General features: G+C 64.4%; 13 protein-coding genes and 1 pseudogene. 9 read left to right on the forward strand and 5 right to left on the reverse strand.

The window, feature by feature from the left end:
* Window positions 1–166: 166 nt before the first annotated feature.
* Window positions 167–712, reverse strand: coding sequence for a lipocalin-like domain-containing protein (locus tag CK230_RS18610; RefSeq protein ID WP_210201487.1), 546 nt, complete (start codon window positions 710–712; stop codon window positions 167–169).
* A gap of 206 nt (window positions 713–918) precedes the next feature.
* Here CK230_RS18610 and CK230_RS18615 point away from each other — a divergent pair.
* Window positions 919–2,117 (forward strand): annotated as a pseudogene (locus CK230_RS18615) (MFS transporter).
* On the opposite strand, the gene dgcA reads toward CK230_RS18615, so the two are convergent.
* On the reverse strand, window positions 2,088–3,071 hold the full coding sequence (gene dgcA, locus CK230_RS18620) for an N-acetyl-D-Glu racemase DgcA (protein WP_095818590.1): 984 nt from the start codon (window positions 3,069–3,071) through the stop codon (window positions 2,088–2,090). The pseudogene CK230_RS18615 and the gene dgcA sit on opposite strands and share 30 nt — an antisense overlap.
* A 77-nt stretch (window positions 3,072–3,148) precedes the next feature.
* Between dgcA and CK230_RS18625 the strand changes: the two genes are divergently transcribed.
* Genes CK230_RS18625 through CK230_RS18640 form a run of 4 tightly spaced genes read left to right on the forward strand, consistent with a single transcriptional unit; the run spans window position 3,149 to window position 7,217 of the window.
* On the forward strand, window positions 3,149–4,336 hold the full coding sequence (locus tag CK230_RS18625; RefSeq protein ID WP_095818591.1) for an ABC transporter permease: 1,188 nt from the start codon (window positions 3,149–3,151) through the stop codon (window positions 4,334–4,336).
* 1 nt (window position 4,337) lies between these two features.
* Window positions 4,338–5,147, forward strand: a complete 810-nt coding sequence (locus CK230_RS18630; protein ID WP_095818592.1) for an ABC transporter ATP-binding protein — start codon at window positions 4,338–4,340, stop codon at window positions 5,145–5,147.
* A gap of 14 nt (window positions 5,148–5,161) precedes the next feature.
* On the forward strand, window positions 5,162–6,535 hold the full coding sequence (locus tag CK230_RS18635) for an MlaD family protein (protein WP_095818593.1): 1,374 nt from the start codon (window positions 5,162–5,164) through the stop codon (window positions 6,533–6,535).
* 37 nt (window positions 6,536–6,572) lie between these two features.
* A complete protein-coding gene (locus CK230_RS18640) occupies window positions 6,573–7,217 on the forward strand; it encodes an ABC-type transport auxiliary lipoprotein family protein (RefSeq protein WP_095818594.1) in 645 nt (214 codons plus the stop codon).
* A gap of 88 nt (window positions 7,218–7,305) precedes the next feature.
* Here CK230_RS18640 and CK230_RS18645 read toward each other — a convergent pair whose 3' ends face one another.
* Window positions 7,306–13,530, reverse strand: coding sequence for a kinesin (locus CK230_RS18645; RefSeq protein WP_095818595.1), 6,225 nt, complete (start codon window positions 13,528–13,530; stop codon window positions 7,306–7,308).
* Between the two features lie 301 nt (window positions 13,531–13,831).
* Between CK230_RS18645 and CK230_RS18650 the strand changes: the two genes are divergently transcribed.
* The 3 genes from CK230_RS18650 to CK230_RS18660 all read left to right on the forward strand — a co-directional run bounded on the left by CK230_RS18650 (window position 13,832) and on the right by CK230_RS18660 (window position 15,912).
* Window positions 13,832–14,200 carry an Hpt domain-containing protein gene (locus tag CK230_RS18650; protein WP_095818596.1) on the forward strand — a complete coding sequence of 123 codons (369 nt, stop codon included), beginning with the start codon at window positions 13,832–13,834 and terminating at the stop codon, window positions 14,198–14,200.
* 100 nt (window positions 14,201–14,300) lie between these two features.
* Window positions 14,301–14,621: a 2Fe-2S iron-sulfur cluster-binding protein gene (locus CK230_RS18655; RefSeq protein WP_095818597.1), complete on the forward strand. Its 321-nt coding sequence runs from the start codon at window positions 14,301–14,303 to the stop codon at window positions 14,619–14,621.
* A gap of 259 nt (window positions 14,622–14,880) precedes the next feature.
* A complete protein-coding gene (locus CK230_RS18660) occupies window positions 14,881–15,912 on the forward strand; it encodes an NAD(P)/FAD-dependent oxidoreductase (protein WP_095818598.1) in 1,032 nt (343 codons plus the stop codon).
* A 147-nt stretch (window positions 15,913–16,059) separates the two neighbouring features.
* On the opposite strand, the gene CK230_RS18665 is transcribed toward CK230_RS18660, so the two are convergent.
* Both CK230_RS18665 and CK230_RS18670 read right to left on the reverse strand, forming a co-directional pair.
* A complete protein-coding gene (locus CK230_RS18665; RefSeq protein WP_095818599.1) occupies window positions 16,060–17,535 on the reverse strand; it encodes an MDR family MFS transporter in 1,476 nt (491 codons plus the stop codon).
* A gap of 198 nt (window positions 17,536–17,733) precedes the next feature.
* A complete protein-coding gene (locus CK230_RS18670) occupies window positions 17,734–18,354 on the reverse strand; it encodes a DUF922 domain-containing protein (RefSeq protein ID WP_095818600.1) in 621 nt (206 codons plus the stop codon).
* An 84-nt stretch (window positions 18,355–18,438) separates the two neighbouring features.
* On the opposite strand from CK230_RS18670, the gene folP reads away from it, so the two are divergent.
* Entirely contained in the window at window positions 18,439–19,317 is an 879-nt protein-coding gene (gene folP, locus CK230_RS18675) for a dihydropteroate synthase (RefSeq protein WP_095818601.1), read from the forward strand.
* Window position 19,318: the final 1 nt, after the last annotated feature.

Below are 19,318 nucleotides of genomic sequence, written 5' to 3' on the forward strand. Positions count from 1 at the left end.
TTCGTTGTCGCGGTCAGCCCGACATCGTCAAGCCCTTGTCGAGCCGGGTTACGCAGACGTTCCTTGGAGGCCGCTGCGGTCATGCAAAGCTGCCTGGTTACCAGATTCAACGTCGAGTTGACGACCTGCAACGTAGCGGCCAGCTGCGAACTCGGCGTAGGCAAAACTAGTCGCGTCGAAAACTGAGGATACCCCTTCCTATCGGATTTCCTGGTGCTAATGGATTCGGCATCCAGGCCGTAAAGACATGGAGCATATCTCCATCAAGCTTGTAGAACCGTTCCTGCTCACTGCCGTTCCAGGCTTCATTCCAAGATGAGTCGATCTTTGTGATAAACCTATCTTCATCTATCCTGTACCGTCCGGTATAGGCCATCAAAGTACGGAAAAGTGCCGCCAATTTCTCATCCGTATTCCCTGGCTCCCGCGCCGTTGCCGTAACCAGGACCATCATTCGCCCATCAGAGCCGAAAACTAGGCAGCCATTGGGGTTGGCGCCCCACGGTCGACTACGCTCCTTTGAATCCCGAGCCTCGGTTTCAAAAGAAACCAACCGCCAGGAACCGTGGAGTTTGGCGTCGCGCTCAGACAAATTCGCTCCTGCATTGGTTTGCCAAAACTGTCGAGGATAGGGCATGTTGCCATCCAAATTGCAAATCACCATCAAATTCGCGGGATGCGCATTATCAGCGCGCGGCGTTGCGTCATGCAAGCGATCTGACCGACGCGGTTTGCCCGCGCCTGTCCAGTTCGCTGTCTTGATTACTTTGGCATAACGGCAGTTTCGCTCGCTCTTGCATTGCTCATCAACAGCTTTGCCCTTGATCGATTGGTCCAGCCAGTTCCGCCGCGCTTTGCCGCATGTTAGGGATCGAGACGCGTTGCAGGCCGTCGACTGCAGCGTAATTGGATCGATTCATGTCGCTGCCGCCCCTGTCGCCCGAGCAACTCGTCAAGCCAAGACATTTCGAACTGCGCATGAGCCTGATCTTCGCGACCTTGTTCGTGTCGCAGGGCACGCACCTGCCTTACTTTCCGCTCTGGCTCCAGGCGAAAGGCTTTCATGCCGAACAGATCGCCGTCATTCTGGCGGCGCCAATGTTCCTGCGCGTGGTGACAACGCCGATGCTGACGGCGCTTGCCGACCGAGCGAAGGACCGCGCCAACGTGTATATCGTGCTGGTCGCTGCCTCGATGGTCATTTCGGCCGGCTATTTCCTGCCGGCGACCTACGCGGTCGTGCTTGCCGTCTCGCTGCTGCTCACCATCGTCTGGACGCCGCATTCGCCGATGGCCGATTCGCTGGCGCTGTCGGGCGTGCGCCGCTTCGGCTCGAACTATACCAGTATGCGCAAATGGGGCTCGATTTCCTATCTCTGCGCCAATGTCGTGGGCGGCTTCATCCTGGCGGCCACCGGCCGGCAGGCGGTTCCGGTGATCATCTTCATCGCGCTCGGCGCGGCCCTCGCTGCCGGGCTGTGGGCGCCGCGGATGGGGCGGCCGCGCAAGGCCTCGCCGCTGTCGGCCACTGAAATCCAGCATAAGGCCCCTATTTCCTCTATTTCACGCTCGGGGTCGGCATCATCACCGCCAGCCATGCCTTCCTCTACGGGTTCGTGTCGATCTACTGGAAGTCGATCGGCATCGGCGATTCCGTCGTCGGCCTGCTATGGGCCTGGGGCGTGGTATCCGAAGTCTGCATGTTCTTGTTTTTCAATCGCATTTTTTCTTCGGCCTCGGTGGTGAGGGTGATGGTGATCGCCGGTATCGGCTCGATCGTGCGCTGGATCGCCTTTCCGCTCGTCTGGCCGCTCGGGCTGGGCGTCGCCGGCTTCTTCCTCGTCCAGTCGCTGCACTCGGTTTCGGTCGCGATGGTGCTGATCGGCCTGCAGAAGATGATCGGCGAGACGGTTTCCGAGGAGCGCACGGGCGCGGCGCAAGGCATCGCCTATTTCTTCAACGGCTTCTTCATGGCCGCCGTCACGCTTGCTTCCGGGCCGCTTTACGACCGCTTGGGCGTCGACGGTTTCTGGGCGATGATCCCGATCGCGGTCATCGGCATGGCGCTGATCGGCCTTGCCGCGCGCTCAGCCCCAAAGCTCTCTGTCAGGAGGTGAAACCAGCGATCCCTGATAGACGAGGCCTGGCTCGCGATCGCGTGCGAGAAGCAGCGGGCCATCGAGGTCGACGAAGTCCGCATCCTGTGCCAGCAACACCGCCGGCGCCATGGCGAGCGAGGTGCCGACCATGCAGCCCACCATGATGCCGAAGCCGAGATCGCGGGCACGGTCGCGCAATCTCAATGCCTCCGTTAGGCCGCCGGATTTATCGAGCTTGATGTTGACGGCGTCGTAGAGACCGACCAGCGTGTCGAGGTCCTTCGCCGCGTGCACGCTTTCGTCGGCGCAGATCGGCACCGGATGCGCTATCCGGCCCAGGATGTCGTCCTTGCCCGCCGGCAGCGGCTGCTCGATGAGTGTGATGCCGTGCTGCGCGGCGAAGGCGAGATTCGCCTCGATAGTCTCGTCCGTCCAGCCCTCATTGGCATCGAGGATGATACGGCTGTTGGGGGCGGCTTCTCTCACCGCGCGAATCCTCGCCATGTCGTTGTCGCCGCCGATCTTGACCTTGAGCAAAGGCCGCGCGGCATTGGCGCGCGCCTGCGCGGCCATGGCTTCCGGTTCGGCAAGCGACAGCGTGTAGGCGGTTTCCAGCGGCTTGGGCGGAAGGACGCCGATCGCTGCCGCCACGGGCGTGCCGGTCAGCTTGGCTTCCAGATCCCACAGCGCGCAATCTATGGCATTGCGTGCCGCGCCTGCCGGCATGGCATCAAGCAGCGCGATCCTGCCCAGTCCGCCGGCGATCTGGTCGCCCACCGCCTCGATGGCGGCGTACACGCCCTCCATGGTTTCGCCGTAGCGTTTATAGGGCACGCACTCGCCGCGCCCGGAACGTCCCCCGTCAGCGATCGTTACGGTGATGACTTCGGCCTCGGTTTTGGATCCGCGTGAGATGGTGAAGGTGCCGGCGATCGGGAATCGCTCCATTTCGACCGAAATGACACGCGCCATAATTTTCTTCTCCGGCTGTGCGACACCAGTCTGCCGGCAAATCGACACGCCAGTCCCGTCAGGCTAAACAGGACGCCATGTTGACCATCCGCAAACGCGACGCAAGCGGCGAGGCCGCCAAGGACGCCGAGCACCAGCCACGCGTTGCCGTAGGCGAGGAAGGCGGCGTGCTGGGCTGCGCCTTTTCCGGCGTGTGGACGACGCGCACCGTGGCGGCGGTCGATGCGGACATGCGCAAGATCGAGCGGAGAAGCGGCGCGAAACAGCTGACGCTCGATCTTTCCCACATCGAAAAGATGGACACGGCCGGCGCTTGGCTGATCGACCGGCTGGCCAGCGCCTTCGAGAAGAAAGGCGTCGAGGTCCATTTTCAGGGGCAAAGCGAGGTCGCCTCGATCCTGCTCGGCGCGGTCGGCGACGCGGTCCGCCGCGAGCCCGAATCGGGCCCGTCTGGGCCGCCCAACATCATCCTGCGCGCGCTGGAGCTGGTTGGCCGGCGGGTCTATGAGATGCGCGACGATTTCTTCGCCTCGATGAACATCCTCGGCGCCACGATCCGCGGCGCGCAGATGAAGCTCGGGCGCGGCCATGCGGTCAATCCCGCCGCGATCTTCAACCAGATCGATCGCATGGGCGTCGGCGCGATCCCGGTGGTGGTGCTGATGTCGGCCATCGTCGGCGCCATCGTCGCCCAGCAGGGCGCCTATCAGCTCAGCTATTTCGGCGCCAATATCTTCGTCGTCGACCTGGTCGGCGTGCTGATCCTGCGGGAGCTCGGCGTGCTGATGACCGCGATCATGCTTGCGGGCCGCTCGGGCAGCGCCATCACGGCCGAGATCGGCTCGATGAAAATGCGCGAGGAGGTCGACGCGCTGAAGGTGATCGGCCTCAACCCAATTGGCGTGCTTGTCTTTCCGCGGCTCGTCGCGCTGGTGATCGGGCTGCCTTGCCTCACCATCATCGCCAATTTTGCCGCACTCGCCGGCGGCATCGTCGCCGCCTGGCTCTATTCGGACATCCCGCCGGCTGCGTTCATCGACAGGCTGCGCGTCGCCATCGATCTCAGCACCATCTTCGCCGGCCTGATCAAGGCGCCGTTCATGGCCCTGATCATTGGCATCATCGCGTCGGTCGAAGGCATGAAAGTCGGCGGCAGCGCCGAATCGCTCGGCCTGCATGTCACCGCGTCGGTGGTGAAGTCGATCTTCGTCGTCATCATCCTGGACGGGCTTTTCGCCATGTTCTACGCAGCGATCGGGTTCTGAGATGGCGAACGGCGGCGCGGCAACTGCGGAAGCCACAGAGGACGACGAGATCGTACTTTCGGTGCGCGACGTCACCGTCGCCATCGACGACAAGCTGATCCTCGACAAGCTTTCGCTCGACATCAAGCGCGGGGAGATCCTCGGCTTCGTCGGCGCCTCGGGCGCTGGCAAGTCGGTGCTGTTGCGCACCATACTGGGGCTGATGCCGAAGCAGTCGGGGACGATCAGCCTGTTCGGCGTCGACGTCGACAAGGCGAGCGACGTAGACCGCCTGCGCATCGATATGCGGCTCGGCGTCCTTTTCCAGCATGGCGCGCTGTTTTCGGCGCTGACGGTGCTGGAGAACGTGCAGGTGCCGATGCGCGAATATCTCGACCTGCCCAAGGCGCTGATGGACGAGCTCGCAATGCTCAAGATCGAGCTGGTCGGGCTGCCGCCCGACGCGGCGCAGAAATTTCCGTCCGAGCTTTCCGGCGGCATGATCAAGCGCGCGGCGCTGGCGCGGGCGCTGGCGCTCGATCCCGACATCGTCTTTCTGGACGAGCCGACCTCCGGGCTCGATCCGATCAGCGCCGCCGAATTCGACGAACTGGTCGTCAAGCTGCGCGACACGATGGATCTGACCGTCTACATGGTCACGCACGATCTCGACACGCTGTTTACCGCCTGCGACCACGTGGCGGTGCTCGGCAAGAAGCGGGTGCTGGTGGAAGGCACGATCGACGACATGCTGAAGAGCGATGAGCCGTGGGTGAAATCCTATTTCCGCGGAAAACGCGCCCGGCAACTTGATCTTGCGGCGCGCGCATAGCGATAAGTGGGGCGATGGAAACAAGAGCCAACTACGTAATCGTCGGCATCTTCACGCTGGGCGCGATCCTGGCGGCCTTCGCCTTCGTCTATTGGACGGCCGCGATCGGCGACAGGGGCGAAACAGCGATGCTGCGCGTGCGCATCCCAGGCTCGGCCTCCGGCCTCAGCCGCGGCAGCCTGGTGCTGTTCAATGGCGTCAGGGTGGGAGACGTGAAGAACGTCTATATCGATGGCGACGATCCGACCGTCGCCATCGCCGACACCGAAATCGCCCGCTGGACGCCGATCACCAAGTCGACGCAGGCCGATATCGGACTTACCGGCCTCAGCGGCCAGGCCAATATCGAGCTCAAGGGTGCCGACCCCAAGGAAGCCAGGCTGCTCGACGAGGCGGAGAAGGAAGGCAGGGTCGCCGAGATCGTCGCCAACCCATCCGCGGTCACCAACCTTTTGCAGACGGCGCAGAACATCTTTACGCGCGCCGACAAGGTGCTTAGCGAGCTCGAAGGCTTCACCAAGGACGTTCGCGGCCCGCTGACGCAGACGGTCAAGAACGTCGAGACCTTCTCGGACGCGCTGGCCAAGAATTCCGACGGTATCGACAAGTTCTTGTCGGCGGTGAGCTCGCTTTCGGACCAACTGAAGAATGTCTCGGGGCGGCTCGACAGCACGCTGAAAGCCGCCGAAGGCCTGCTCAATTCCGTCGACAAGGACCAGATCAAGAGCATCGTGGCCAACGTCGACACGGTGACGGCGAACCTGAAAGAGACCTCGAAGCAATTCGATACCGTCATCGACAACGTCAACACGGCGGTCGGCTCGATCAACGATTTCGCCAAGCAGACGCAAGGCACGCTGGCCAAGGTCAATGGCGTGCTCGACGGCATCGATCCGGCGGATGTCAAAGCCGCTTTGGCCAACATCCAGAAGGCCAGCGCCAGCGCCGACAAGGCGGCATCCGACATCGCCAAGGTCACCGACAAGATCGCCAACCGCTCCGACGACATCAATGACACGATCAAGAATGCCCGCCAGCTTGCGCAGCGCCTCAACGACGCCTCGGTGCGCGTCGACGGCATCCTTGCGAAGGTCGATCATCTCCTCGGCTCCGGTGAGGCCAACGGCGTGATGGCCGATGCCAGGGCGACGCTGAAATCCTTCAAGCAGGTTGCCGACACGCTCAATGCGCGGCTCGGCACCATCACCGACAATCTGGCGCGCTTCTCCGGCCAGGGCCTCAACAATGTCGAGGCGCTGGTGCAGGACAGCCGGCGCTCGATCAACCGCATCGAGGAAGCGGTGACCGATCTCAGCCGCAATCCGCAGCGCATCCTGTCCGGCGGCGAAGGCGAGGTCCGGCAATTCGACGGAAGGGCGCGGCGTTGACTTCGGCCGCCGCGACCGCCAAGAAAATAAACCGCGAATGCGGGTTGATCGGGGACAACGGGGATCACGCGTGAAGTCGGTCAGGGTGGTAGCGGGTAGTTTGAGATCATCCGCGGCGGTGCTGCTGGTGCTTGCGGTTGCCGGCTGTGCGGTCCTGGGCGGCAAGCCGGCGCCGCTCGACACGTTTGAATTGTCCGCGCCGTCGGTCGACATCCGCGCCCACAGCCGCCGCCAGATCCTGATCGCCCAGCCATCCGCGCTCAAGGCGCTGGACAGCCAGAACATCGTCATAAGGCCCTCCGACGGATCGATCCAGTTCCTGAAGGGCGCGCAATGGGCGGATCGGCTGCCGCTCATCGTGCAGGCGAGGCTGGCCGAGACCTTCCAGCGCTCCGGCAGCTTTGCCGGCGTCGGCAAGCCGGGCGAGGGGCTGGCGATCGACTACCAGATCATCGTCGAGGTGCGCTCCTTCGAGGTGCGCGTCGATGGCGGCGAGCATGCCGATGTCGATCTCTTCGTGCGCATCCTCAACGACCGCAACGGCGAGGTGCGCGCCTCGAAGAGTTTCACGGCCAGCGCCCCAGTCTCCGGCAGCGGCAACGTGGCTTATGTCGGTGCGCTGGACAATGCCTTCGGCCAGGCGGCGAAGGATATCGTCCGCTGGACGGACCAGACGATCTGAACGCCGGCCGAGCCGACAATCGACATCGTGGACATGAAAAAGGCGGGCCGAGACCCGCCTTTTTAGTTTCGGATTCCGCTTGGCCGCGTCAGTGCAGCCGGCCACTGGCGTGGGCCAGCATGGTGTAGACCTTGCCGGTGTCGGACGTCAGATAGGTCTGCGCCATGATGTTGTCGCGGTCGTTGCGCGAGACATCCTTGAGCAGCTTTTCGAAATCCTCGCAGTAGCGATCGACCGCAGCGCGGAATTCCGCCTCGGCCTGATATTTGCGGCGGATCTCGTCGAAGGTCTGCTGGCCCTTCAGCGTGTAGAGGCGGCGGGTGAACACGTCGCGTTCGCCGCGACGGTAGCGGTTCCAGAGCTCGATCGAGGCGTCGTGGTCGATGGCGCGGGCGATGTCGACGGAGAGCGAGTTGAGCGACTCCATGACATGCAGCGGTGAGCGCTGGGCCGGCGTCGCGCGTGGCGCTTCGACCGGCGCTGCCGGCCTCAGCTCTTCCTCACGCGAGGCGTTGGTCAGCAGGTCGCGCACCCAGCCGCCCTGCGTGGGCTTGCCGTTCGGCTCGCGGCGCGGCGCTTCGGCCGGGCGTTCGAGATCGAGCGTGCCACGCAGCGTGGTCTCGGCCAGCGGCGCCTGCGGAGCGCGAGCCGTTGGTTGCGGCTGCGGCGGAGGCTGCGGAGCCGGCGGACGGCGCAGCGGCGGTTCGGCGGCGCGGGCCTGTGCCTGCTGCGGAGCAGGGCGCAGGCCGCGCGGCTCGCCCTGTTCGCTCGAGCCGCTGCGGCCGGATTTCGCAACGATATCCGACAGTTCCTTGAGCGCGTTGATCTGCTCGGAGACGGCGCGACGAATGGCCGAGGTTGATTCCTTGGCCTCTTCCGGCATCTCGATGACGCCCTTCTTCAGCTCGGCGCGGGTGAGATCCAACTCGCTTTTGATGGAGCTCGCGGTGCGGCGCATCTCCTCGGTCGCGTCGGCAAAACGGCGCGTCGCCGAATCGATCACTTCGGCGATGGTGGTGCGGATCTTTTCCGCCGACTCCATCGTGCGGCCTTCCGCGGTCTGCATCGTCTGACCGACAAGGCTTTCGAAGGAACGCATCACCTTCTCGAGGTCTTCCGACTTCTTGACCAGGCCGACGGCGAGGTCCTCCAGCGACGACTGGCGCTCCAGCGTGTGCTCGAGATTGCTCTGAGCGGAGCTGAGCAGATTCGAGGCGCTGGAGAGCAGCCGGCTGTGCTCGTCGAACTTGGTCGCGATCGAGGCCACCTCGCGCAGCGTCGCCGATGACAGGTCGGTGAGCCGCGTCGTGTTGGAATCGACCAGGCGCGCCGAGCTGGCGAAGGTCTGGGCGGCCTTCTCCGTGGTCGTGGCGAAGCTCTGCGTGCTGCCGGAGAGCCGCTCCTCGACCTGGCCGAGATTGACCGCAGCCTGCTCGATGAGCTGGCCGAGCTGGGCGCTGGAGGTCGTCATGCGGCCGATGAGGTCGGCCACGCTGTCGGCAAGCGAGGAACGCGCGCCTTCGACGGCCGACAGCGTTTCGGCCGTGCGGCTTGCGAGAGCATTGACGAGGTTCGTGTTCTCGCTGCGCAGCTTCTCGGCCGCGCGTTCGGTGACCTCCTCCATGCTACGCTGCAGTTCGGAGCCGCCCTGGGCGAAGCGCTCGACCAGCGGCTTGGCCGTTTCGTCGAGGATTTTGGCCATCTCGGCCGACCGCGCCGCGAGCATGGTATTGAGTTCGCGGGTGTTGGCGCCGATCGTGCGCGCGGCCTCGTTGGTGCTCTGGCCGATATGCTGGCCGACCGCCGTGAAGGTCTCGGCGATGACGTTGGCGCGCGAGATCAGCTGAGCCTCGGCGCTGGAGACCTGCTCGTTGAGCTTCTGGCCCATCGTCTCGGCGGTGTAGGCGAGGCGGTTTTCCACGCTCGCGACCTGGTCCTCGACGCGTGCGGCGGCAGCCGCGGCGCTTGCGGCAAGCCGCTCGTCGGCGCCGGCCAGCGCCTGCTCGATCTCGCGGGCATGAACGGCGAGCTCCTGGCCGGTCTGGCGGGCGCGGTCGGCGACACGCTGTTCGGTGGCGGCGAAGGCGCCGACGATCGTGTCGGCATGCCCGCCGATGGTCGAGCTGGTCGAGGCGATGCGCGACACCAGGCGGTTGTCGGCGTCGTCGAAGATGCGGCCGATCTCGCCGGCGCGAGCGGAGAGCGCTTCCGAACCCTCTGCGATGCGCCCCATCAGCTGCTGGTCGGCGCCGTCGAAGATGCGGCCGAGATCGGTGGCGCGGGCGGCCAATGCTTCGGCCGATTCGGTGATGCGTATCGAGAGCCGCTCGTCGGCTCCCTCGAAGTTGCGCAGGATGTCGCCGGCACGCGCGGCGAGCGACTGCGCCGTCTCGACGGCGCGGGCAACCAGCTTCTGGTCGGCCGCGTCGAAGGTGTTGGCGATCTCGCCGGCGCGCGTCGCCAGCTTGTCGGCGGTTTCCTCGGCGCGGGCCATGAGCGTGTTCGACGCATCGTCGGCGCGCGCCATCAGCATGTTGGACGTATCCTGGGCGCGCTCGTGCAGGCGACGGTCGGCCGCCTCGAAGGCCTGGGCAATGTCCTCGGCCCTGGCAAGCAGCGCGGCAGAGGTCTGCTCGGCGCGCTCGGCGATCTTGCGATCGGCATCGCTGAAGGCCGCACCGGCCTGCTCATGCAGCGTGCTGGTGACTTCCATGACCTTGTCGCGCAACGCGCCCGCCACGAACACCGCAGTCTTCTCCAGCACGCCGCGCACGTTGTCGACACCGGTCGACAGCGCGCGCTCCATGGTGCTGGCGCGTTCCTCGATGACACCGGTCTGGCGGCTGAAGGCCTGCTCGATCTTCTCGACATCGGCAGCGATCGCCGCTGAGATGTCGCCGCTTCTGGCGGCGATCTGGTCGATATGGCCGGACACCGAACGGTCGACGTCGTTGCGCGCATCGGCGAGCTTGGCGAGATCGTCCTCCAAGGCGCGGGCCAGCATGTCGCGGCCTTCGGACAGCTTGCCGACATGGCCGGCGATGACGTTGTCGATCTCGGACCGGCTTTCGGTCAGCTTCTGCAGGTCCGCTTCGAGGGCGCGCCTGAGGATATCGCGGCCTTCGGCGAGCTTCTCCACCTGGCCGGCGACGAGCCCGTCGATGCCGGAACGGCTTTCGGCCAGCTTGGCAAGGTCGGCTTCAAGGGCGCGCGTGAGGATGTCACGGCCTTCCGAAAGCTTCTCGACCTGGCCAGCGACGAGGCCGTCGATCGAGGCGCGGCTTTCGGCCAACTTGGCAAGGTCGGCCTCCAGCGCGCGCTTGAGGATGTCGCGGCCTTCCGCCAGCTTCTCGACCTGGCCGGCGACCAGCCCGTCGATGCTGGAACGGCTTTCGGCCAGCTTGGCGAGATCGTCTTCCAGCGCCTTGGACAGCGTCGCGCGGTTCTGCGACAGCTGGTCGGCATGGGTCTGCATGAGGCCGCTGGCGCTGGCCATGTCGTTCTCCAGCGCCCGCGAAAGGTCGGCGCGGTGGTCGGTGATCTTCTGCGAATGATCGACGATCGCGCCCTGGATCGTGTTGAGATCGGCCTCCAGCGCGCGCTTGAGGATGTCGCGGCCCTCGGCGAGCTTTTCGACCTGGCCGGCGACAAGCCCGTCGATGCTGGAGCGGCTCTCCGCCAGCTTGGCGAGATCGTCCTCCAGCGACTTCGACAGCAGGGAGCGATCCTGGACGAGCCGGTTCTGATGATCGGCGATGGCGCCGCTGACCGCCTGCAGATCGGCTTCGAGGGCGTTCGACAGCTGTGAGCGATCCTCCAGCAGCTTGTCGGAGTGGCCAGCAATGGCGCCCTTGATGGTGTTGATATCAGCCTCCAAGGCGCGCTTCAGAATATCGCGGCCTTCGGCGAGCTTTTCGACCTGGCCGGCGACGAGGCCGTCGATCGAGGCACGGCTTTCGGCCAGCTTGGCGAGGTCGGCCTCCAGCGTCTGCGACAGCAGGCTGCGGTCCTCAGCAAGCTTGCCAGCGTGGCCGTCGATCAGGCCGCGGATGCCGCTCAGATCGTTTTCAAGCGCGCGGCTGAGTTCGCCGCGGTCCTCGGCGAGCTTGGTCGAATGGGTCTCGATCAGGTTCCTGATACCGATAATGTCGGTTTCGAGCGCCTTGGCGAGCACGGCACGGCCTTCGGCGATCTTCTCGACCTGACCGGCGACGAGGCCGTCGACCGCCGCGCGGCTGTCGGCGAGCTTGCCGAGATCGGCTTCCAGCGCGCGCGCCAGGATGTTGCGGCCCTCGGCCAGTTTCCCGACATGGCCAGCGACCATTTCGTCTATCATTGTGCGAGTTTGGACGAGTCTGCCGGAGTCTTCGTTCAAAGCCTGGGACAGGCGGTTGCGACCCTCTTCGAGCTGCTCCAGATGGCTGCCAAGCGAAGCATCGATGGCGGCGCGCGACTCGTTCACCTTGCGCAGGTCTTCTTCCAGCGCGCGCGAGATCAGGCCGCGGCCTTCGGCCAGCTTCTGCACCTGGTTGGTGACGGCGGCATCGATCTCGGCGCGGCCCTCGGCAAATTTCGCCAGGTCCTCCTGCATGGCGGCGGCCATGCGCTCACGGCTCTCGGAAAGCGCGCGGCTGTGGTTCTCGACGGCTTCCTCGATGCCGACACGGGCATTGGCCAGCCGCTGGATGTCGGCATCGAAGGAGCGCGACACCACATGCCGGGCCGCTTCCATACGGCCGGCGAAGTCGGTGGCGCGAGCTTCGAGCATCGAGGACGTCGACGAGATGATGTCGGCCATATCGGCGCCGATCTGGGTTTTGCCCTGATCGATCATCGCCGACAGCGTGTCCTTGCTTTCCGCGAAGGCGTGGGCGATTTCCTTCGCGCGTTCCACCATCGTCTCGTTGATCTGGCGGGCGCGCGCTTCGAGGGCGGCGTTGAGCTTCTGCGTGCCCGTGTCGAGCGCCTCGGCGCGGGTCTGGAATTCGCTGATCAGCGCCTGGCCGCGTTCGGCCAGCGTGCGTTCGATGCCGCTGAGGCTCGCCTCGAATTCTGAGTTCAGCGTGCGGGCAGCGCCGCCGAGAAGAGAGACCATCCCATTCGTGCGGTCGTCGAGCAGGTCGGTCAGCGAGCGGGTGAGGCCGTCGGTCGTGTCGGTCAGCTTGGCGATGCGGGTGTCGAGCAGGCTGGCGAAAGCCTCGCCGGAGGTCGAAAGCCGGTCGGTGATGTTGTCCAGGCGCGATTCGACGGAATCGAAGATCGACGTCGAGCTTTCATTGATGCGATCGATCAGCGTGTCGCCAGAATTGTTGATCGTCATCGACAGCTTGGTCGACGCGTTGAGGATCGAATCGCGGATAATGTCGCTGGCCGCGCCGATCTCGTCGCGCAGCGTCTCGTGCGCGCTCGCGATCGAAGCGCGCACGCGCTCGGCATGGGTGACGACCGCCTCGCGCTCGCTGCCCAGACCATCGACGAGGGAACGGATGCGGGCCTCGTTTTCGGAATAGGAGCGTTCGATCTGGGTGACTTCGCCGTGGACGAGCGTTTCGAGCTCGACCGCGCGGGCGAGCGTCCGCTCGATGCCTTCGCCCATCGCCGCTACCTCGCGGCGGACGGCCTGGCCTATCATCATGACACGGTCCTGGGCGAGGTTTTCCGGCTCGGCCAGGCGGAAGGCGACCTCGGTCATGGATTGCGCGGCGATGCGCATTTCCTGCGCGCGCCGGATCATGGCGGCGAATGCCCAGAACAGGATGACCGGAACGATCGCGGCAACCGCCAGGCCGATCAGTTCGGGGCGGGCGAAGAACTGGTCGAAGGTACGGATCTTCCAGATGCCGGAGCCGAACAGGAGGTTGGCCAGGCCGCCGGCGCCGGCGATCCAGGCCAGCGAGATAAAGGCGATCACCCAGTAGACGGTGCTCGATGCACGCCGATTAAGGCTGTGCAGCAGCGTCTTGTAGTCCTTCTGGCGGTCGTCATTGGCGGGCGTGAAGCCGGCGGGCGGCGTGAAGCCGGACGGCTGTCCGTTGCGCGGCTCGACCGGACGCAGTTCCGCGGGCTTGGCCGCGGGCGCCCTTGGAGGCTGGGGAGTGGCGGGCTGAGGGTTGTTCGCCGGCTCTGTCCGCTGGCTGCGGCCTTCGCGCGCCAGCTCGTCGGCCGCCGCCGATATCTGCGCTTCGAGATCCTCCATCGACGCCGCCATGTCGAGGCCGCCTTCGTCGCCGCCAAGGTCAAGGTCAAGCGCCTTTTCCAGTTCCGCGGCTACGTCGCTGTCGAGAGACTTGGTCGTCGTTGGTTTCTTAGCCATGCCTTCGCTACCCTGTACTAGCTGCCGCGGGACTTATGATTTTGGCCTGATTCTGGCCCGATTCTGGCTTGTCTATCCCGAGCGGGAGGCTGAAAAATGGACCTTCGTATCGTAATGACACACCGGGGTAAAGAAAACATGCATTCCGGGCGATACGTAAAACTTTAAATATAGGGTTAACGGAAGCGTGATCCGGCCGCCTCCGTGACAACATTTTTCCCCTCCAATCGTTAACCCGTTGGCGACCGGAATCGCCTAATTTCTCGGGCTCGTCTGCCCGCTTTATGGAGTTGCAGTGCGTATGCGTGGCGAAAGTGGTATTGCGTTTTCCATGCCGGGGGGAGATGCCTCCGGAACGGCTGGAGCCCGACCTGTGGATCTCGGCCATCTGGCGCGCCAGACGATGGGCGACCGGGACCTCGAACGGGAGGTGCTGGCGCTGTTCGTGCAGCAGTCGCTCACCGTCTGCGACCAGATCGCGGATGCCGACGCCAAGCAGAGGATACTTCTGGCGCACGGCTTGAAGGGCTCGGCGCGCGGCATCGGCGCGTTCGCGGTGGCCGACTGCGCGGCGATCATCGAGAAACAGCCGGAAGATGTCCGGGCCCTCAAGCGGCTCGGCATGCTGATCGAGGAAGTGCGCGATTTCATCGCCGGCATCAGCCGCTAGCGCCATCTTTTTGAAAAACGTCATTTCGTGGCGCTTTTCGCGCCGCAGTTGACTTGTCCGGTGGAGTGATTATCTCGGCTGCGACTCCTCAGGTGACTTAATGACCAAGCTGACTTACATCGCCCATGACGGGACCCAGTTTGACGTCGAGGCCGAAAACGGCTCGACGGTCATGGAAAACGCCATCCGCAACGCGGTGCCCGGCATCGAGGCCGAATGCGGCGGCGCCTGCGCCTGCGCGACCTGCCATGTCTATGTCGACGAGGCATGGACGGCCGAGGTCGGCGAGCCGGAGGCGATGGAAGAGGACATGCTGGACTTCGCCTACGACGTCCAGCCGAATTCTCGCCTCTCGTGCCAGATCAAGGTGCGCGACGCGCTGAACGGGCTGATTGTCCGGGTTCCCGAACGCCAGGGCTGAGGTGCGCCGATATTCAGGTGATGCCGGCCTGCAAATGGCGGCCTCCTGCGCTTCCGGTGCTCACGTACTTTAAGTACGCTCCGCTCCGGTTCTCGGAAGCCACCCAGTTTGGTCGCTTCGCGCCCGTCTTCGACTCCGGCTCGGCCTGACCTGAATCTCGACACACCGTAGGCCGCTTCTCAACATTCTTTCACGCTGGCTGCTTGGCAGCAGGCAATAGCTCATGCAGTCTCGCTCCATTCCCAGAAGGGGGCAGCGCATGAGCGATACAATCAAGACGGACGTTCTCATTGTCGGGGCAGGGCCGGTCGGCCTGTTCGCTGTGTTCGAGCTCGGCCTGCTCGACATGAAATGCCATCTCATCGACATTCTCGACCGTCCCGGCGGCCAGTGCGCCGAACTCTACCCGGAAAAGCCGATTTACGACATTCCAGGCTGGCCAACGATCTCGGCCCAGGGTCTCGTTGATAAGCTCATGGAACAGATCCATCCGTTCAAGCCGGAGTTCACCTTCAACCGCATGGTCTCCAGCCTTGAAAGACTTGAGGATGGCAGTTTCCGCGTCGCCACCGACGAGGGCGAGCTGTTCGAAGCCAAGGTGGTGGTCATCGCCGCCGGCGGCGGCTCGTTCCAGCCCAAGCGCCCGCCCATTCCGGGCATCGAGGACTATGAAGGCAAGAGCGTCTTTTACTCGGTCCGGCGCATGGAGGAATTCCGCGGCCAAGATCTCGTCATCGTCGGCGGCGGCGATTCAGCGCTCGACTGGACTCTTAACCTGCAGCCGATCGCCAAAAGCGTGACGCTGGTCCATCGCCGCCCCGAATTCCGCGCTGCCCCCGACAGCGTCAACAAGATGTACGCCATGCAGGAGATGAAGCAGCTCGAATTCCTGGTCGGTCAGGTCAGCGGCCTTGCCGGCGCCGATGGCCAGCTATCATCCGCGACCGTCAAGGGCGGTCCGGACGGCGATGTCGAGGTGCCGTGCACGCGCATGCTGCCGTTCTTCGGCCTGACTATGAAGCTCGGGCCGATTGCCGAATGGGGCCTGAACCTCCGCGAAAACCTGATCCCGGTCGACACCGAGAAGTTCCAGACGTCGATCCCAGGCATCTTTGCCGTCGGCGACATCAACTGGTATCCGGGCAAGCTTAAGCTGATCCTGTCAGGCTTCCATGAGGTGGCGTTGATGGCGCAGGCCGCCAAGCGCATTATCAGCCCGGGCGAGCGCATCGTCTTTCAATACACGACCTCGTCGACCAGCTTGCAGAAGAAGCTCGGCGTCCATGAGTAGGTATGTCGATATTCAGGTGATGCCGGCCTGCGAACGGCAACTCCCTGCGCTTCCGGTGCTCACGTACTTTAAGTACGCTCCGCTCCGGTTCTCGGGAGCCGCCATTCTCGACTCGGCCTGACCTGAATCTCAACACACCTGGAGAGATTATTCCGCGAGCACGGGAGCGGCTTGCTCGTCATGGCCGCGCAGTTCCTTTTCCGGCATGAGCGCCAGCACGATCAGCGCCAGGACGAGCGTGATCCCGGTGGTGAGAAAGATCATCACGAACGGCAACGCCGATGACAATTCGATATGCGTCGCCGAGCCCTCGGACGACAACGGCAAGCCGTAGCCAAGCGCCACGGCGCCAAGGATCGCCACGCCGAGCGCGCCGCCCAGTGTGCGCAGAAAGGTCAGCACGCCGGTCGCCACGCCCAGGTGCGCGCGGTCGACGGCGTTCTGGACCGACACCGTGGCGACCGGGAAGGTCGTTCCGCTCCCCAAGCCCGTGAGCGTGGTCAGGATCAGGACTTCGAGCAGCGAGGCGTGTGCCGCAATGGCACTGAGCACGCCAATGCAGACGATGGCCAGGCTGACGCCGACCATGGCGATGCGCTTGTAGTGGACGAAACGCGGGATCATGCGCCCGCTGAAAGTGGCGCCGGCAACCGTGCCGAGCAGGAGGCCGAGCATGGCGGTACCGGATTGGCTGACCGACAGACCGACCACCGACTGCAGGTAGACCGGCAGGTAAACCGAAGCGCCAATGTTCGCGGCCTGCAACAGGAACATCGACAGCGTGCCGGCGAGAACGATCGGATTGCTCAAGACGTCGAGCGAGATCAAAGGCTCCGCCGCTTTGAGCAGCCTTAGCGCGAAGCAAGCCCAGAACACGGCCGAGCAGGCCGCCAGCGCAAGGATCTCGGGGGAAAACCAGGGATAGGCACTGCCGCCCCAGTTGAGTGCCAGGAGCAGCAGCGAAGTGGCGACAACCAGCAGCACGGCGCCCAAGCCGTCGATACGATGGTTCTTGGCTACGATCGGCAGCTTCCTCAGTGGATTGTTGATGATGGCCATGGCCAGGATGCCGATCGGCAGGTTGATCCAGAAAATCAGCGACCAGTGCAAATGCTCGGCAAAGACGCCGCCGAGCAGCGGGCCGGCGACGCTGGCGACCGCCCAGGTGCCGGCGATCCAGGCCGCGTAGCGGGCGCGCTCGCGCGGCGGCACGAGATCGCCGATGACGGTCTGGGCGAGCGCGAAGAGACCGCCGCCGCCGGCGCCTTGGATGGCACGGCCGATGACCAGAACCAGCATGTTGGGAGCGAGCGCGCTGACCAGCGAGCCGAGCAGGAAGATGAGGATCGCGGCGTAGATGACGGGACGGCGTCCATAGACATCGGAAATCTTGCCGTAGAGCGGCGCCATCGCGGTCGCGGTCAGAAGATAGCCGGTGACGATCCAGGGCAGATATTCGGCATGGCCGAGCGCGCGCGCGATCGTCGGCAGGGCGGGGGCGACGATGGTCTGGTCAAGCGCCGCCAGCAGCATCGACAAAAGCACCCCGCCGATGATGGCGTTCTTCTCGCTCTCGCTCATCGGCGCGGCTTTCGGCGCCATCGTCTCGACGGTCTGGTCCATGCGTCATTTCTTTCAAAGGCTGGTGCTCGGCGCGCCAAGAGGGCTTTGGCCGGTCGCGCCTGTCATTTGATCGCGGATAGGGTTCTGGGCATTTCGAACCGCTATATGTCGTGCGATATAGGCCGATTTCGACCGCCGCTCGAAAGTTTTTGCCATCTGGCATCATGTTTGGGCGAAATTGGCCCCGGGGCTCTGAGGTTAAGGCGGCGGCAGCTGGCCGGCCTCGACGCGCTCCATCCGATAGCGCATCAGCCGAATGATACGGCTTTCGAAATTGACGGCCTCGACGCGGTCGAAGCGGACCTGGTCCTGATCGTGCCTGGCGAGCTCGGCTGCCTGGATCGACGCGGCCTCCGCCTTTGCCTGTTCGCACGTCTTTTGCGCGTAGCTGGCCTTCAGCGCATCCTCGAGCAAGCGCGCATGGTTCTTGGCGATCTCGACATGGCGCTCCTCATGCCGCTTGATATCCGCCGAGAGCGTGTCCCAGAACAGCCTGACGTCGGGATCGGCTTTGCGCGGGCGCCGCCATTCGGGGAGGATCACCTTGACCTTCACGGTGACGGCCGCGTCGGCGATGCGGCAGGACTGCCCGCTCTGCGCGTAGCTGATACGGGTCGTAAAGGCCATCTGCGTGGCGCCTGGATGCCGCGACCCGGTGCTCTTCACTTCGGGGCCGTTTTTCGACAGCTGGTTCTGGATATCGTCGAGCGTGCGGCCGCCGACGCTGAAATAGCTGTAGGTCTTCACCAGATTCGCAGCGGTCGCCGGCGTGGCGGCCAGGGCGAGCATCAGGGCGCAGAGCAGGGGACGGTTCATCATATTGCCTCTTCACGCACCTTGCTTTAGGGCCGTCGCCAGCGCAACGGAATTGATTTCGCGCGGATCACGGATGGTTGATGGGCAATGACGACAAGGCGATGGCAGTTGGCGCATGGACGCTATCTCGACCTCGGTCCGAAGGCGGTCGTCGTCGGCATCCTCAACGTGACGCCCGACAGTTTTTCGGACGGCGGCTTGTTCATCGCGCCGGAAAAGGCCCTGGAGCAGGCACGTCGCATGGTGGGAGAAGGCGCCGGGGTCATCGATGTCGGCGGGGAATCGACGCGGCCGGGTTTCGCGCCGATCACCGCTGAAGAAGAGCAGGGCCGCGTGTTGCCGGTCATCGCGGCGCTCGCGGCTTCCGGCGAGGCGCTGATCTCGGTCGACACCTATCGCGAGGATACCGCGCGGCGCGCAATCGCCGCCGGCGCCCATATCGTCAACGATGTCTGGGGGCTGCAGCGCGAGCCGGGCATCGGGCTGCAGCGCGAGCCGGGCATCGCGCGCGTCGCCGCTGAAACCGGCGCTGGACTCATCATCATGCACACCGGGCGCGAGCGGCAGAAGCTGCCCGACGTGATCGAGGACCAGTTCCTGTTCCTGCGCAAATCGCTGGAGATCGCGCGCGCTGCCAATATCGCCGACAGTCAGATCGTGCTCGATGCCGGCTTCGGCTTCGCCAAGGAAACGGCGGCGGAAAACCTCGACCTGATGGCGCGGTTTTCCGAGCTTCAGGCGCTCGGCTATCCACTTATGGCGGGGACCTCGCGCAAGCGCTTCATCGGCACCGCTACCGGGCGCGAGCCTGGCGATCGGGCCGCCGGCACGGCGGCGACGAGCGTCATCCTGCGCTTGAAAGGAGCCGACCTGTTTCGCGTCCACGATGTCGCAATCAACGTGGACGCGCTGGCGCTGACCGATGCTATGCTTGCGCGCGAAACCGAGCTTCCTCGCGGACCCTGAT

The organism is Mesorhizobium sp. WSM3859 (assembly GCF_002295065.1).
Taxonomy (GTDB): Bacteria; Pseudomonadota; Alphaproteobacteria; order Rhizobiales; family Rhizobiaceae; genus Mesorhizobium.